The sequence below is a fragment of the Streptomyces sp. RG80 genome (genome assembly GCF_040446465.1).
Classification (GTDB): domain Bacteria; phylum Actinomycetota; class Actinomycetes; order Streptomycetales; family Streptomycetaceae; genus Streptomyces.
The window spans coordinates 525104-540669 of sequence record NZ_JBEAAJ010000007.1 but is presented as its reverse complement, the minus strand read 5'-3'; the positions used below and the strand labels follow the sequence as shown (position 1 = coordinate 540669).

Here is a 15566-nt window from a genome sequence, read left to right as displayed (position 1 = left end):
TCCGTCACTCGGTTAACGCGAGACCCTCTCGTTCTCCTAGTGTGTCCTTTCAGTGACTTCCTTCGACACCTCTCCCCAACTGAACGTCTGGCGCGCACTGCTCGCGCTGGCCGTGGTGTTCGTGATGCTGGCGACCACCGGCTGGACCGCCCTGCGCAACCAGAAGAACACCACCGCTCTCCAGACCTCGCTGAGCGCCTGGGAGGACGGCCGCATAGCGGGACAGCGGCTGCCGGACCCCGACGCGGCCCCCGCCACGCTCTCCCGCTTCTTCACCTCGCTGACCGCTCAACAGCGCGGTGCCCTCGCCCGCCGCTATCCCCTGGCGGTCGGCAACATGAACGGCGCCCCCGTCGAGCTGCGCTACCGCGCCAACCGCATCGCGCTCGTACAGGCCCGCAAGGTCGAGCTGAAACGCATGCACGACAGCCGGCTCTCGCCCGACGGTCAGCGTGCGGCGGGTCACCGTATGCACCGCTTCGAAGCACTGATGAGCGACAAGCGCAAGATCCTCGCCTTCGACCCGGAGGGCTCCGGGCGGGTCGCCGAGGTCTTCGGCAACCTGAACAAGGCCGAGCGGATCTCGATCGTCGTCCCCGGCGTCGACACCGATCTGCTCACCTTCCAGCGCACCTACCGCAAGTACTCGGCCCCGGTCGGCATGGCCAAGTCGCTGTACGCCGCGGAGAAGGCGGCGAGCCCCTCGACGCGTACGGCCGTCATCGCCTGGGCCGACTACACCGCCCCCGGCGGTCTCGGCCTCGACTCGGCGACCGCGATGCGCGCCGAGAGCGGTGCCGTCCGGCTGAACGCGCTGGTGCGCGCGCTGCCCGGCGTCTCGACCGTCTCCCTGTTCTGCCACAGCTACGGCTCGGTGGTGTGCGGGGTCGCCGCGCACGAACTGCCGGAGCGGGTGGCCGACATCGCGGTGGCCGGCAGTCCGGGGATGCGGGTCGCCAACGCCTCCCAGCTGCACACCACGGCCCAGGTGTGGGCGATGCGGGACGCCGACGACTGGATCCAGGACGTGCCGTACCTGGAACTGGGCGGGCTGGGCCATGGAGCCGACCCGGTGTCCTCCGCGTTCGGGGCACGGGTGCTGTCGGCGGCGGACGCGAAGGGGCACAGCGGCTATTTCGAGCCGGGCACCGAGAGCCTGCTGAACTTCGCCGAGATCGGCGTCGGCGCGTATCGCTCGGTGCACTGTGCGAAGGACGACGAAGCCTGCCGCGCCGGTTTGTCCGGCACCATGGCGGGCTGACGCGCGTAGAGGGCGCAGGAATTGCGGTCTCGCGGGGAGGCGACGGAGGAGCTCGTGCCGCATACGATGAGCCGCATGGGTGACGTACTGGCCGGATTTCATGCCGCCTGGGAGTTCGAGTCCGACTCCGTGCTCATCCGTTACGAACGGGGGATTCGAACACCCAAGCTCTTCCAGTCCCTGGGAGAGCGACGGATCCCCCTCTCGGCGCTGGCCGGTGTGACGCTGACGCCCGGCAAGCGCGGCACCGTGGTGCTGCGCGCCGAGCCCCGCCCCGGCGCCGATCCGCTGATGGAGGCGGCCGCGGGGCAGCTGAAGGAGGGGTGCGATCCCTACCGGCTGGTGCTGCCCGCCGAGCGGGAGGTGCTCGCCGAGTACTACGCCGACGAGCTGCGCGGCCTGGTGAGACAGGACGACGAGCCCGCCGAGCGCTTCCTGGTGCCGGCGCCCGAGGTGCCGCTGTCCTTCAAGGCGTACGACGGGAAGGCGTCCTTCGACGGGAAGACCGTGCGCTTCCGGTGGTTCTGGACCGGCGCCTCGTCGGCGAAGTGGAAGGCCGGCGACCAGAGTTTCCCGGTCACCGAACTCGGTGGCGTCGAGTGGCGTTCGCCGGAGGTGTTCGAGGGGCATCTGCGGTTGCTGCGGCGCGAGGGGGACACCCCGCCCGCGCAGGCCGACCAGGATCCCGCCGCCGTCGTGTTCGGGCTCGGATACGGGCCGGTGCACGAGTCGTTGCCGTTCGCCGCCGCCGTACTGGCCGCCGTCCGCGCGAGCGGGCCGACCGCGGCGGTGCCGGCCGGTGCGCCGAGGCGCGATCCGGCCGACATCGCCGAGCGCATCCGTCACCTGGGGGAACTGCACCAGGCTGGGCTGGTCACCGACGAGGAGTTCTCGGTGAAGAAGGCGGAACTGCTCGCGGAGCTCTGAGTCAGTCCCGCCCGGCGGAGGTGAACGTCATGTCCGCGTAGCGGTCGCCCGCCACCTTCCCGGCGATCGGCTCCAGCAGGGCCAGCTGCTCCTCGGTCAGTTCGATCCGCGTCGCGGCCACGTTCTCCGCCACCCGGCCCGGCTTGCTCGTGCCCGGGATCGGGACCACCGACAGACCGTGCACCCGCGCCTGCCGCTGCACCCAGGCCAGCGCGACCTGTGCCAGGGAGACGCCGTGGGCCTCGGCCACCGCGCGGACCGGTTCCAGCAGGGCCACGTTGGCGGCCGCGTTCTCGCCCGTGAACCGGGGCTGCTGACGGCGGAAGTCGTCGGCCGTCAGGTCCTGCTCGGCGTTGGCGAAGGAGCCCGTGAGGAAGCCGCGGCCCAGCGGGGAGTACGGGACGAGGGCCACGCCCAGCTCGCGGGCGGCCGGTACGACGCCCTCCTCGATGTCCCGGCTGAACAGGGACCACTCCGACTGCACGGCGGCGACGGGGTGGACGGCCTGGGCGGCCCGCAGTTCGGCGCCCGTGACCTCGCTGAGCCCCAGGTGCTTGACCTTGCCCTCGCGGACCAGCTCGGCCATGGTGCCGACGCTCTCCTCGATCGGCACGTTCACATCGCGCCGGTGCATGTAGTAGAGGTCGATCTCGTCGACGTCGAGCCGCTTCAGGCTCGCCTCGACGGCCTGGCGGATGTAGGGCGGGTCGTTGCGGATGATCCGCCGGGTCGGGTCGTCCGGCGGGATCGACAGGGCGAACTTGGTCGCGATCACGACCTCGTCGCGGTGGGCCTTGAAGAAGGGGGAGAGGAACTTCTCGTTCTCCCCCGCGCCGTAGGCGTCCGCCGTGTCGTACAAGGTGACGCCCAGTTCCAGCGCGCGCTCCAGGGCCGCCCGGGACTCCCCCGCGTCGGCGGGTCCGTAGGCGAAGCTCATGCCCATGCAGCCCAGGCCCTGTACCCCCACCTCGGGGCCGCCGGTGCCCAGTCGTGCGGTCGGGATCCTGCTGTCGGTCATCCGGCCTTCTCCGTTTCGTAGGCGTGGGGTTGTCCGGCTTCGGCGTAGAAACTGATCTTCCGGTCGAGCACGGCGAGGGTGTCCTGGAGCTCCGCGATGCGGGTCAGTACGTCCCGGCGGGTCGACTCGAGGAGTTCGAAGCGCTCGCCGAAGGTGTGGTCGCCCTCGCGGACCAGTTCCGCGTACCGCACCATGTCGGCGACCGGCATGCCGGTGAGCCGGAGCTTGCCGACGAAGTCGAGCCAGTCCAGGTCGCGGTTGCTGTAGCGGCGCTGGCCGGTGTGGGAGCGGTCGATGTGCGGCATCAGGCCGATGCGCTCGTACCAGCGCAGCGTGTGCGCCGACAGGCCGGTAAAGGCGACGACCTCGCTGATCGTGTAGCTGTCCTGGCCCAGGGGACGCCGGTGCGGGTGCGGCGGGGCACTGCAGCTGTCGGTCCTGGTACCCGTCGTGGTGGTCTCCATCACCGTCATGGCCTCAACGCTATGACCTTGGAGTGCACTCGAAGCAAGCGGAACCGGTAAGAATTCCACAGGACCCGGTGGTTAGCATCGGCGCATGTCGCTGAAGAGCCTCACCCTGATCGAGAACTGGCCGGTCCCGACCGCCGCCGTGGCCGTCGTACGGGCGGACGGAACCGTACTCGGTACGCACGGACCGGTCGGCCATCGCTTCCCGCTGGCCTCGGTCACCAAGCCGCTCGCGGCGTACGCGGCGCTCGTCGCCTACGAGGAGGGCGCGATCGAGCTCGACGAGCCCGCCGGTCCCGCGGGGTCGACGGTGCGGCATCTGCTGGCGCACACCTCGGGGCTCGCCTTCGACGAGCCCCGGGTGACGGCCCCGCCCGGTGAGCGGCGGCTGTACTCCAACGCCGGGTTCGAGCAGCTGGGCGACCACATCGCGAAGGCCACGGACATCCCGTTCGCCGAGTATCTGCGGCAGGCGGTGCTGGAGCCGCTGGGCATGACGGCGACCTCGCTGGAGGGCTCCCCGGCCAAGGACGGCGTCTCGACGGTCGAGGATCTGCTGCGGTTCGCGGCGGAGGTACAGGCGCCGCGGCTGCTGGACCCGCGCACGGTCGCGGACGCGATGACGGTCCAGTACCCCGGGACGAAGGGGGTTCTTCCCGGCTACGGCCACCAGAACCCCAACGACTGGGGTCTCGGCTTCGAGATCCGCGCCGCCAAGTCCCCGCACTGGACGGGCGCCTCGTCCTCGCCCCGCACCTTCGGTCACTTCGGCCAGTCCGGCACGTTCCTGTGGATCGACCCGGCCGCGGGGGCGGCCTGCGTGGCGCTGACCGACCGGGCCTTCGGACCGTGGGCGGTCGAGGCGTGGCCGGTGTTCACGGACGCGGTGCTGGGTGAGCTCTAGGACATCTCCCACACCAGCAGCTCGGCCCGGGTCACCGCCACCGCGTCCAGCCCCTCGGCGTCCGTGACGCGGGCCGCGTCGCCCGCGGCCAACTGCTCGCCGTCCAGGCGTACTTCACCGTGCACGACGTGGACGTACAGCCACCGGGCGTCCGGCATCGCCGTGCGCTCGCCCGCTCCGAGGCGTCGTACATGCAGCATCGCGGCGGCCTCGGGGACGGCGTACGGGGTGGAGTCGGCGATGCCGCGGACGATCTCGTACGACGGTTCGCCGCCCGGATCCAGGGGCGCCAGCCACATCTGTACGAAGGTCAGGGGCTTCTCGCCGTCGTTGCGCTCCACGTGGCGGACGCCCGCCGCCGAGCTGAGGCGCTGCACGTCGCCGGGGCGCACGACGGTCTCGTGCCCGGTGGAGTCCCGGTGGGTGAGCTCGCCCTCGACCACCCACGTCACGATCTCGGTGTGGCTGTGCGGATGCTCGTCGAAGCCGGCGCCGGGGGCGAGCCGCTCCTCGTTGCAGGCGATCACCGCGCCGAACCGGAGGTTGTCGGGGTCGTAGTGCGGCCCGAAGGAGAAGGCGTGCAGCGACTCGATCCCGGCCGCCGGATCGCCCCCTGGATAGCGCCCAGCGGCGCGCCGTACGTCCGTCACGGGCACCACCGTAGCCCTGACCCGGTACCCGGCGGAGCGCACTCACGTCCGGATAAGGCAGTCTTGTCCCGTGCCCGAACCCGAAGCCAGCAACACCGAAGCCGTCGCTCGTGAACCTCATCCCCACCCGGCGACCCTGAAGCGGCTGGAGAAGTCGTCGGGGTCCCTGGCCGCGCAGGCGATCGCGCGGATGGACGAGACGCTGTCGTGGTACCGGGCCATGCCCCCGGAGAACCGTTCCTGGATCGGGCTGGTCGCGCAGGCCGGTATCGCCGCGTTCACCGAGTGGTTCCGGCATCCCGACGCCCCGCAGGCGATCTCCACCGATGTCTTCGGGACCGCGCCGCGCGAGCTGACCCGCGCCATCACCCTGCGCCAGACCGTGGAGATGGTGCGCACCACCATCGAGGTCATGGAGTCCGCCATCGACGAGGTCGCCGCCCCCGGCGACGAGTCGGTGCTGCGCGAGGCCCTGCTCGTCTACGCCCGCGAGATCGCCTTCGCCACCGCCCAGGTGTACGCCCAGGCCGCCGAGGCACGCGGCGCCTGGGACGCCCGCCTGGAGTCCCTCGTCGTCAACGCCGTGCTCAGCGGCGAGGCCGACGAGGGGGCCGTCAGCCGGGCCGCCGCGCTCGGCTGGAACTCCCCCGAGCATGTGTGTGTCGTCCTCGGCACCGCCCCCGACGGTGACTCCGAGCTGACCGTCGAGGCGATCCGGCGGGCCGCCCGGCACGCCAAGCTCCAGGTGCTCACCGGGGTCCTCGGGGACCGGCTCGTCGTCATCGCCGGTGGCAGCGACAACCCGATCGCCGTCGCCAAGTCGCTGATCGGGCCCTATGCCGCGGGACCCGTGGTCGCCGGGCCCGTGGTACCCGATCTGCTGGCAGCCACGCGCTCCGCGCAGGCCGCCGCGGCCGGGCTCAAAGCCTGTTCCGCCTGGCAGGACGCCCCGCGCCCGGTACTGGCGGACGATCTGCTTCCGGAGCGCGCCATCGCGGGTGACCCGAGCGCGCGCGAGCAGCTGGTGGAGGAGATCTACAGACCACTGGAGGAAGCCGGTTCAGCTCTCCTCGAGACGCTCTCGGTCTATCTGGAACAGGCGAGCAGTCTCGAAGGCGCCGCCCGTATGCTCTTCGTCCATCCCAACACCGTGCGCTACCGGCTTCGACGTGTGACTGACGTCACCGGCTGGTCACCCTCCGATGTACGTTCCGCGTTCACGCTGCGTATCGCGCTCATCCTGGGACGTCTGGTCGACGGGGATCTCCAGCTCTAGGCTTTTGTCGGGGGCCCACAAAACCCCCTCGTGTTCTTCGTCCCTGTCCCCACGGGCGGCTTGGGCCGCCCTCAAGAGAGAGTGTGAGAGTGCTCGTACTCGTCGCTCCCGGCCAGGGCGCCCAGACGCCCGGCTTCCTGACCCCCTGGCTCGAACTCCCCGGTGCCGCCGACCGCGTCGCCGCGTGGTCGGACGCCATCGGCCTGGACCTCGCCCACTTCGGGACCCAGGCCGACGCGGACGAGATCCGTGACACCTCGGTGGCCCAGCCGCTGCTGGTCGCCGCCGGAATCCTGTCCGCCTCGGCACTCGGTGCCGTCACCCCGGGCGCCGTCGCGGGCCACAGCGTCGGCGAGATCACCGCCGCCGCCTTCGCCGGTGTCCTCGACGACACCGCCGCGCTGACCCTCGTACGCAAGCGCGGTCTGGCCATGGCCGAGGCCGCCGCGATCACCGCGACCGGCATGTCCGCGCTGCTCGGGGGCGACCCCGAGGTGAGCGTCGCGCACCTGGAGAAGCTCGGCCTGACCCCGGCGAACGTCAACGGGGCCGGCCAGATCGTGGCCGCCGGCACGCTGGAGCAGCTCGCCGTGCTGAACGAGGACAAGCCCGAGGGCGTCCGCAAGGTCGTCCCGCTGAAGGTGGCCGGCGCCTTCCACACGCACCACATGGCCCCCGCCGTCGACGCGCTCGCTAAGGCCGCCGCCGATCTGACACCGGGCGACCCGACGCTCACCTACGTCTCCAACAAGGACGGCCAGACCGTCGCCACCGGCGCCGAGGTGCTCGAGCGCCTGGTCGGCCAGGTCGCCAACCCGGTCCGCTGGGACCTGTGCATGGAGACATTCAAGGAGCTCGGTGTCACGGCGCTGATCGAGGTGTGCCCCGGCGGCACGCTCACCGGTCTCGCCAAGCGCGCGCTACCCGGCGTGAAGACGCTGGCGCTCAAGTCCCCCGACGACCTCGACGCCGCTCGCGAGCTCATCGCCGAGCAGAGCGCCTGAAAAGGAGCCCGAGAGCAATGTCGAAGATCAAGCCCAGCAAGGGCGCCCCGTACGCGCGCATCCTCGGTGTCGGCGGCTACCGTCCGACGAGGGTCGTGCCGAACGAGGTGATCCTCGAGACGATCGACTCGTCCGACGAGTGGATCCGCTCGCGCTCCGGCATCGAGACCCGGCACTGGGCGAGCGACGAGGAGACCGTCGCCGCGATGTCGATCGAGGCGTCCGGCAAGGCGATCGCCGACGCCGGGATCTCCGCCGAGCAGATCGGCGGCGTGATCGTCTCGACCGTCTCGCACTTCAAGCAGACCCCGGCCGTCGCGACCGAGATCGCCGACAAGCTGGGCACCGCGAAGGCCGCCGCCTTCGATATCTCGGCCGGCTGCGCGGGCTTCGGCTACGGCCTCACCCTCGCCAAGGGCATGATCGTCGAGGGCTCCGCGGAGTACGTCCTCGTCATCGGTGTCGAGCGGCTGTCCGACCTGACCGACCTGGAGGACCGTGCCACGGCCTTCCTGTTCGGTGACGGCGCGGGCGCGGTCGTGGTCGGCCCCTCCGAGGAGCCGCACATCGGCCCCACCGTGTGGGGTTCCGAGGGCGACAAGTCCGAGACGATCAAGCAGACCGTGGCGTGGGACCAGTACGACAGTTCCACGGACAAGTTCCCCGCCATCACGCAGGAGGGCCAGGCGGTGTTCCGCTGGGCCGTCTTCGAGATGGCGAAGGTCGCCAAGGAGGCGCTGGATGTCGCCGGCATCTCCGCGGCCGACCTGGACGTCTTCATTCCCCACCAGGCCAACGAGCGGATCATCGACTCGATGGTGAAGACACTCAAGCTGCCGGAGTCCGTCACGGTCGCGCGTGACGTTCGCACCACCGGCAACACCTCGGCCGCCTCGATCCCGCTCGCTATGGAGCGGCTCCTGGCGACCGGCGAGGCGAAGAGCGGCGACACCGCGCTCGTCATCGGCTTCGGGGCGGGTCTCGTCTACGCCGCGACTGTCGTTACCCTCCCCTAGGCACTCCGTGCCGGATCACCCGGTCCGGCACGGTGAACAGCCACACCCTCTGGATATCTACGAAGGAGCGCCTCACATGGCCGCCACTCAGGAAGAGATCGTCGCCGGTCTCGCCGACATCGTCAACGAGATCGCCGGCATCCCGGTCGAGGACGTCCAGCTGGACAAGTCCTTCACCGACGACCTGGACGTCGACTCGCTGTCCATGGTCGAGGTCGTCGTCGCCGCCGAAGAGCGCTTCGACGTCAAGATCCCGGACGAGGACGTCAAGAACCTCAAGACCGTCGGCGACGCGACCGACTACATCCTCAAGCACCAGGCCTGATCTCGGGCCAGGCTGCCGCCACCCGGCGGTGGCGCCGCTGAATCCTCGTAATCGTTGGAGAAAGATTTCCCGTGAGCCCGACCAATCGCACCGTGGTCGTCACCGGTATCGGCGCAACCACACCGCTGGGTGGCGACGCAGCCTCTACCTGGGAGGGTCTGATCGCCGGCAAGTCCGGTGTGAAGCCCCTCGAGCAGGAGTGGGCGGCCGACCAGGCCGTCCGCATCGCGGCGCCCGTCGCCGTGGAGCCGACCGAGGTCATCCCTCGGCCGCAGGCCCGCCGCCTGGACCGCTCGGCGCAGTTCGCGCTGGTCGCGGCTCAGGAAGCCTGGAAGGACGCGGGCTTCGAGGCCAAGGCCGGTGAGGACCAGAGCGTCGACCCCGACCGCCTCGGCGCCGTCATCGCCTCCGGCATCGGTGGTGTGACGACGCTGCTCGACCAGTACGACGTGCTGAAGGAGAAGGGCGTCCGCCGCGTCTCCCCGCACACCGTCCCCATGCTCATGCCGAACGGCCCGTCCGCCAACGTGGGTCTCCTCGTCGGCGCGCGCGCCGGTGTGCACACCCCGGTCTCCGCCTGCGCGTCGGGCGCCGAGGCCATCGGCTACGCCATCGAGATGATCCGCACCGGCCGCGCCGACGTGGTCATCGCGGGCGGTACGGAGGCGGCGATCCACCCGCTGCCGATCGCCGCGTTCGGCAACATGATGGCGATGTCCAAGAACAACGAGAACCCGCAGGGCGCCTCGCGTCCCTACGACACCGCGCGCGACGGCTTCGTCCTCGGCGAGGGTGCCGGCGTGATCGTCCTGGAGTCCGCGGAGCACGCGGCGAAGCGCGGTGCGCGCGTCTACGCCGAGGCCGTGGGCCAGGGTGTCTCCGCCGACAGCCACGACATCGTGCAGCCGGAGCCGGGTGGCCGGGGCATCGCCGCGGCCCTGCAGAACCTGCTCGACAGCACCGACCTGAACCCGGCGGAGATCGTGCACGTCAACGCGCACGCGACGTCGACGCCGGCCGGTGACGTGGCGGAACTGAAGGCGCTGCGCAAGGTGTTCGGTGACGATGCCGACCACATGGCCGTCTCCGGTACGAAGTCGATGACCGGTCACCTGCTGGGTGGCGCCGGTGGTGTGGAGTCCGTCGCGACGGTCCTCGCGCTGTACAACCGGATCGCTCCGCCGACCATCAACGTGGAGAACCTCGACCCGGAGGCGGAGGCGAATGCCGACGTGGTCCGCGGCGAGGCGCGCAAGCTGCCCGTGGAGGGCCGGATCGCCGCGCTGAACGACTCGTTCGGGTTCGGTGGGCACAACGTGGTGCTGGCGTTCCGTACGGTCTGACAGTCGCCGTTCAGCTGAAAAGTGGCCCGGTCTCCGTGGGGAGGTCGGGCCGTTTTCGTCATGCGGCTGCGTCGTGGCTGGTCGCGCAGTTCCCCGCGCCCCTGAGGCCGTTGCCCCTGAGGCCCTCTTACACGACCTGGTGAAGCCAGCGCACCGGCGCGCCCTCGCCCGCGTATCTGAACGGCTCCAACTCGTCGTCCCACGGCTTGCCCAGGAGTTTGGCGATCTCCGACTCCAGGTTGGTCTCGCCGTCCTGCGACCGCACCAGTGCCGCTCTGAGGCGGTCCTCGGGGATCAGGATGTCGCCGTGGATGCCTGTCACCGCGTGGAAGATGCCGAGGTCGGGGGTGCAGCTGTAGCGCTCGCCCTCGGCGGTGGGGCAGGGCTCGGCCGTCACCTCGAAGCGGAGCAGGTGCCAGCCGCGCAGCGCGGAGGCCAGCTTGGACGCCGTGCCCACCTCGCCCTTCCAGGAGAACTCCGAGCGCCAGGTGCCGGGGGCCGCGGGCTGCCGGATCCAGTCGAGGTTGACGCGCGTGCCGAGCACCCCGGCGACGGCCCACTCGACGTGCGGGCACAGCGCGCGCGGCGCCGAGTGCACGTACAGAACTCCACGTGTCGTCACCGGGACCTCCGGGCAGAGCGGGACCATTGTGCGAATGGGCGGAACGGTGGTGGCGGCAGCCACGTTGATGGCGAGGCTACCGTGCGGCGGCGCAAGGAGTGTGACGTACCGTCGGTCCCGGTGCCCCGAAACGCCCGCCATTCACCCGGCAGGACGCTAGTACGGGTGTGAGCCGTTGCATGCCGGAGGTTCGGGAACTCCCGTGCGTTGTCATGGAGGGGGACGAAGTTCGCAGGGGATGGCATGTCGACCGAGGGGATCACCAGGGGATGCGGAAGCGAAGGCAGCGTTCGCGCGCCGTTCTCGCCGTCGTGACGGCGACCGTGCTGGGCGCCGCCGGCTGTGACGCCGTCGGTGGCAACGAGTCGGGGCCGTCCGACTCCGGCACCGCGGCGCAGAGAACGAAGCCGAGCCCGACCGCACCGGTCTGGGACTCCAGTCCGGCCTCCCTCGCCGCCGTGGGCGACTCCATCACCCGCGCCTTCGACGCCTGTTCCGTCCTCCAGGACTGCCCGGAGGCCTCCTGGGCGACCGGCAGCAGCGCGGAGGTGGACAGTCTCGCCGTACGGCTGCTGGGGACGGCGAAGGCGGCCTCCAGCAGCTGGAACTACGCGGTCAGCGGGGCGCGGATGGCCGATCTCGCCGGGCAGATGGCACAGGCCGCGGCGAAGCGGCCCGGGCTGGTGACCGTCATGGCGGGGGCCAACGACGCCTGCCGGGACTCCACCGCGGCGATGACCTCGGTGGCCGACTTCCGGACGCAGTTCGAGGACGCGCTGCGCACCCTGCGGGACGCGGCGCCGAAGGCGCAGGTGTACGTGGCGAGCGTGCCGAACCTGAAGCGGCTGTGGTCCGAGGGGCGCACCAACCCGATGGGCAAGCAGGTGTGGAAGCTCGGGATATGCCCGTCGATGCTGGGTGACGCGGACGCCCTGGACGCGGCGGCGACGGAGCGGCGCGACACCGTGCAGAAGCGGGTGGAGGCGTACAACGAGGTGCTGGAGGAGGTCTGTGCCAAGGACGAGCGGTGCCGGTTCGACGGGGGCGCGGTGTACGAGTTCCGGTTCGGCACGGACCAGCTGAGCCACTGGGACTGGTTCCATCCGAGTGTGAACGGGCAGGCCAGGCTCGCGGAGATCGCCTACCGGAAGGTCACGGCCACAGGGACGTGACCTAGAGTTTTCAACATGAACGAACTCTTCGGCACACTTTCCGACGGCACCCCGGTCCACCGCTGGACCCTGGAGCGGGCCGGCGTGCGGATCGGTGTGCTGTCGTACGGCGGGATCGTGCAGTCCGTCGAGGTTCCCGACCGGGACGGGCACGCCGGGAACGTGGTGCTGGGGTTCGCCGACCTGGACGGCTATCTCACCCACACCGGGCCCTACTTCGGCGCGCTGATCGGCCGGTACGCGAACCGGATCGCCGGCGGCCGCTTCCCGCTGGACGGGGTGACGTACGCGCTGGCGCCCAACAACGCGCCGAACTCCCTGCACGGCGGCGAGCGCGGCTTCGACAAGCGGGTGTGGGACGTGGCGCCGGTGGAGCACGGCGTCCGGCTCTCCCGGGTCAGTCCGCACGGCGAGGAGGGCTTCCCCGGCGCCCTGGAGGTCTCGGCGACGTACACGCTGGACGCCGAGGGCGCGCTGCGGATCGCGTACGAGGCGGTGACGGACGCGCCGACGGTGGTGGCGCTGACCAACCACAGCTACTTCAACCTGGCCGGCTCCGGGAACGCGGGCGGTCATGAACTGCGGATCGCGGCCTCCCGGTTCACCCCGGTCGACGCCGACCTGATCCCGACCGGGGTCCTTCAGGACGTGAGCGGTGGGCGTTTCGACTTCCGGGAGGGCCGGAAGGTGGGGTCGGGTTACGACCACAACTTCGTGCTCGACAAGGGGGTGACGGACACCGCCGTCGAGGTCGCCGAGCTGCACGATCCCTCCTCCGGGCGGGTGCTGACCGTCTCGACCACCGAGCCCGGCCTCCAGCTGTACACCGCCGACCACCTGGCCGAGCCCTTCGCGCCCTGCGACGGCGTCGCGCTGGAGACGCAGCACTTCCCCGACTCCCCGAACCGGCCGGAGTTCCCGAGCACGGTGCTGCGGCCGGGCGAGGTGTTCCGCTCGGAGACGGTCTACGCCTTCTCCACGCGCTAGCACCGCTCGCACCGCTGAGCATGTACAAGCCCCGGTCCGGGTGTCAGGTCCCGGACCGGGGCTGGTCTGTGGGGAGGTCTGTCCCGGATCAGACGTTAATCGTGGCGGTGAGTCGACGGTCCGTGATCGAGCGGCCGATCTGGATCTCGTACGAACCCTTCACAAACGACCACGAGCCCTCCGCGCCCTCCTCCTCGGTCCAGCGTTCGAAGGCGCGGCGCGGGATCTCGACGGTCGCCTCGACGCTCTCACCGGGGGCGGCCTCGACGCCGGCGAAGCCCGCCAGTTGGCGCTCCGGGCGGCCGCCGGGCTCGGCCGGCGCGAGGTAGACCTGGACGACCTCGCGTCCTGCGCGCTCGCCGGAGTTGCGGAGGCGGACGCGGACCGTGGCGCCCTCGACCTCGACGGACTCGTAGGTCCAGTCGGTGTAGCCGAGGCCGTGGCCGAAGGGGTACGAGGGAGTGCGGCCCTCCTTCGCCCAGGCTCGGTAGCCGATGAAGACGTCCTCGGTGTACGGGAGTTCGCCGTCGACGGGGATCACCCGGGTGACCGGGGCGGCGTCCAGGGAGCCCCAGGTGGTGGGCAGGCGGCCGCCGGGCTCGTGGGCGCCGGTGAGGACGTCGGCGAGGGCGGCGCCGCCCTCCTGGCCGGGGAACCAGCTGAGCAGGATCGCGGCGACGTCGTCACGCCAGGGCAGTTCGACCGGGGAGCCGGAGTTGACGACGACCACGGTGTCGGGGTTGGCGGCGGCTACGGCCCGGACCAGGTCGTCCTGGCGGCCGGGGAGGTTCATGTCCTTGCGGTCGTAGCCCTCGGACTCGACACGGTCGGTGGTGGCGACCACGACGACGGCGGTGTCGGCGTTCCGGGCGGCCTCGACGGCCTCGGCGATCAGTTCGTCGGCGTCGCGCCGCGGCTCCTGGTGGGCGAGGGCGAAGGCGATGACCATGAACGGGATGCCTTCGGGGAGCTGGAAGACATAGGTGAGGGAGACCTCGACCGGCTCTCCCGCGGTCAGTTCGACCTCGCCTCGGGGTACCGGGGAGCCGAAGAAGGCCTCGAAGGGGTCGCTGGTGTCGGCGGGCGACTGGAGGCCGTCGTGGTACGTGGTGCCGTCGACGGTGAGGGTGAAGGTGCCGACGCCCTTGATGCCGAAGGTGTGGGTGCCGCTGTCGCGCGGGGTGAAGGTGCCCGTCAGCTCGATGGTGTGGAGGGTGTCGTGGGTGACGCCCTCGGGGAGGTCGTTGCCCATCCACTGGATCTGGCCGTTGGGCGCGGAGCCGGTGCCGATGACGTTGCCGTCGGCGTCGCGGCAGACGGCGCGCAGGGTGAATCCCTTGTCGGCGACGGCGAGTTCGGTGTTGGGGTCGGCGCCGACGGCGTAGGTCAGGTCGGGCAGGGCCGCGGTGAGGCCGTCGAGCGGGGAGACGATCCGGGGCGGGAAGACGGTGGCGGAGCCGCCGCCGAGGACGCGGGCGTCGCGAGCGGCGGCGCCGATCAGGGCGACGCTGCCCGGCTTCAGGGGCAGGGCGCCTTGATTGCGCACCAGGACGAAGGCGCGGCGGGCGATCTCGCGGGCCAGGGCCTCGCCGTCGACGGGGTCGGGCAGTTCGGTGACGACCGGTTCGGCGTTCTCCAGGGCGCCGACGCGGGCGGCGAGCCGGAGGACGTTGCGCACCGCCTCGTCGACCTTGGCCTCCTCGACCTCGCCGGCGCGGACGGCCTGGGCGAGGGCCTCGCCGTAGACGGTCCGCGGTCCCGGCATGGCGACGTCGAGGCCGCCCTCGATGGCGGCCTTCGTGGAGCGGGCGGCCATCCAGTCGGAGACGTTGTAGCCGTCGAAGCCCCATTCGCCGCGCGCGATCTCGTTGACGAGGTGGTGGTGCTCGGTCATCGTCACGCCGTTGACCTGGTTGTAGGCGGTCATGATGCCCCAGGGGTGGGCGTTCTCGACGATGAGCTCGAAGGGGCGCAGATACAGCTCGCGCAGGGCGCGCGCGGAGACGACGTTGTTGACGGTGAAGCGGTCGGTCTCGGCGTCGTTGGCGACGAAGTGCTTGACGGTGGTGCCGACGCCGCCGGACTGGACGCCGTTCACATAGCCCGCGCCGATGAGCCCGGTGAGGTACGGGTCCTCGCTGTAGGCCTCGAAGTGGCGGCCGCCGAGCGGGGAGCGGTGCAGGTTGACGGTCGGGGCGAGCAGCACGTGGACGCCCTTGCGGCGGGCCTCCTGGGCGAGCAGGACGCCTGCGCGGCGGGCGAGTTCGGGGTCCCAGGTGGCGCCGAGTGCGGTCGGGGAGGGCAGCGCGACGGAGGGGTCGTCGGCGGTCCAGCGCACGCCTCGGACGCCGATCGGTCCGTCGGACATGACGAGGGAGTCCAGGCCGATCTCGGGCAGGGCGGGCAGTGTCCACATGTCCTGGCCGGACAGCAGCCGGGCCTTCGCGTCCAGGTCGAGCTTGCCGAGAGCGGCCTCGACGGCGACCTCGCGCGCCTGGTCCGCCGGGGTGGTGGAGCGAGTGCCCGCCATGGGGTCCTCCTGGGTTGGGTCCGTGCAGTTCCCCCATCGTGCACCCGTTACCTGTAGACCG

The 15566-nt window shown here is 71.0% G+C and carries 15 protein-coding genes; 10 read left to right on the top strand and 5 right to left on the bottom strand.

Going from position 1 to position 15566, the window contains the following annotated elements; genetic code table 11:
• The first annotated feature begins 52 nt into the window (after nt 1-52).
• Both ABKA17_RS26195 and ABKA17_RS26190 read left to right on the top strand, forming a co-directional pair.
• A complete protein-coding gene (locus ABKA17_RS26195) occupies nt 53-1261 on the top strand; it encodes an alpha/beta hydrolase (RefSeq protein WP_353694673.1) in 1209 nt (402 codons plus the stop codon).
• A gap of 66 nt (nt 1262-1327) precedes the next feature.
• Nucleotides 1328-2188: a DUF4429 domain-containing protein gene (locus ABKA17_RS26190; protein WP_353694806.1), complete on the top strand. Its 861-nt coding sequence runs from the start codon at nt 1328-1330 to the stop codon at nt 2186-2188.
• A 1-nt stretch (nt 2189) separates the two neighbouring features.
• Here ABKA17_RS26190 and ABKA17_RS26185 read toward each other — a convergent pair whose 3' ends face one another.
• Nucleotides 2190-3206 carry an aldo/keto reductase gene (locus ABKA17_RS26185; protein ID WP_353694672.1) on the bottom strand — a complete coding sequence of 339 codons (1017 nt, stop codon included), beginning with the start codon at nt 3204-3206 and terminating at the stop codon, nt 2190-2192.
• Nucleotides 3203-3679: a MerR family transcriptional regulator gene (locus ABKA17_RS26180; protein WP_353694671.1), complete on the bottom strand. Its 477-nt coding sequence runs from the start codon at nt 3677-3679 to the stop codon at nt 3203-3205. Before ABKA17_RS26180 ends, ABKA17_RS26185 begins: the two co-directional genes overlap by 4 nt.
• Nucleotides 3680-3764: 85 nt before the next feature.
• On the opposite strand from ABKA17_RS26180, the gene ABKA17_RS26175 reads away from it, so the two are divergent.
• Nucleotides 3765-4580, top strand: a complete 816-nt coding sequence (locus ABKA17_RS26175; RefSeq protein WP_353694670.1) for a serine hydrolase domain-containing protein — start codon at nt 3765-3767, stop codon at nt 4578-4580.
• On the opposite strand, the gene ABKA17_RS26170 is transcribed toward ABKA17_RS26175, so the two are convergent.
• Nucleotides 4577-5230: a pirin family protein gene (locus ABKA17_RS26170; protein WP_353694669.1), complete on the bottom strand. Its 654-nt coding sequence runs from the start codon at nt 5228-5230 to the stop codon at nt 4577-4579. The genes ABKA17_RS26175 and ABKA17_RS26170 overlap by 4 nt on opposite strands.
• A 70-nt stretch (nt 5231-5300) precedes the next feature.
• Here ABKA17_RS26170 and fasR point away from each other — a divergent pair, with 70 nt between their 5' ends.
• The 5 genes from fasR (at nt 5301) to fabF (ending at nt 10194) form a co-directional block, all read left to right on the top strand.
• Complete coding sequence (gene fasR / locus ABKA17_RS26165; protein WP_353694668.1) at nt 5301-6506, top strand: fatty acid biosynthesis transcriptional regulator FasR; 1206 nt, start codon at nt 5301-5303, stop codon at nt 6504-6506.
• Nucleotides 6507-6595: 89 nt separating this feature from the next.
• On the top strand, nt 6596-7510 hold the full coding sequence (locus tag ABKA17_RS26160; RefSeq protein WP_353694667.1) for an ACP S-malonyltransferase: 915 nt from the start codon (nt 6596-6598) through the stop codon (nt 7508-7510).
• Nucleotides 7511-7527: 17 nt separating this feature from the next.
• A complete protein-coding gene (locus ABKA17_RS26155; RefSeq protein ID WP_353694666.1) occupies nt 7528-8526 on the top strand; it encodes a ketoacyl-ACP synthase III in 999 nt (332 codons plus the stop codon).
• Nucleotides 8527-8602: 76 nt separating this feature from the next.
• Nucleotides 8603-8851: an acyl carrier protein gene (locus ABKA17_RS26150; protein ID WP_015660680.1), complete on the top strand. Its 249-nt coding sequence runs from the start codon at nt 8603-8605 to the stop codon at nt 8849-8851.
• Between the two features lie 71 nt (nt 8852-8922).
• A complete protein-coding gene (gene fabF, locus ABKA17_RS26145; RefSeq protein ID WP_353694665.1) occupies nt 8923-10194 on the top strand; it encodes a beta-ketoacyl-ACP synthase II in 1272 nt (423 codons plus the stop codon).
• Between the two features lie 127 nt (nt 10195-10321).
• Here fabF and ABKA17_RS26140 read toward each other — a convergent pair whose 3' ends face one another.
• The gene (locus tag ABKA17_RS26140; protein ID WP_353694664.1) at nt 10322-10816 is read right to left on the bottom strand and encodes a DUF3145 domain-containing protein; all 495 of its coding nucleotides are present in this window, start codon (nt 10814-10816) and stop codon (nt 10322-10324) included.
• A 269-nt stretch (nt 10817-11085) separates the two neighbouring features.
• Here ABKA17_RS26140 and ABKA17_RS26135 point away from each other — a divergent pair, with 269 nt between their 5' ends.
• Together ABKA17_RS26135 and ABKA17_RS26130 are read left to right on the top strand one after the other, a co-directional pair.
• Nucleotides 11086-11988, top strand: coding sequence for an SGNH/GDSL hydrolase family protein (locus ABKA17_RS26135; RefSeq protein WP_353694663.1), 903 nt, complete (start codon nt 11086-11088; stop codon nt 11986-11988).
• A gap of 15 nt (nt 11989-12003) precedes the next feature.
• Nucleotides 12004-12975 carry an aldose epimerase family protein gene (locus ABKA17_RS26130; protein ID WP_353694662.1) on the top strand — a complete coding sequence of 324 codons (972 nt, stop codon included), beginning with the start codon at nt 12004-12006 and terminating at the stop codon, nt 12973-12975.
• Between the two features lie 88 nt (nt 12976-13063).
• Here ABKA17_RS26130 and ABKA17_RS26125 read toward each other — a convergent pair whose 3' ends face one another.
• Nucleotides 13064-15505, bottom strand: a complete 2442-nt coding sequence (locus ABKA17_RS26125; protein ID WP_353694661.1) for a glycoside hydrolase family 3 protein — start codon at nt 15503-15505, stop codon at nt 13064-13066.
• Nucleotides 15506-15566: the final 61 nt, after the last annotated feature.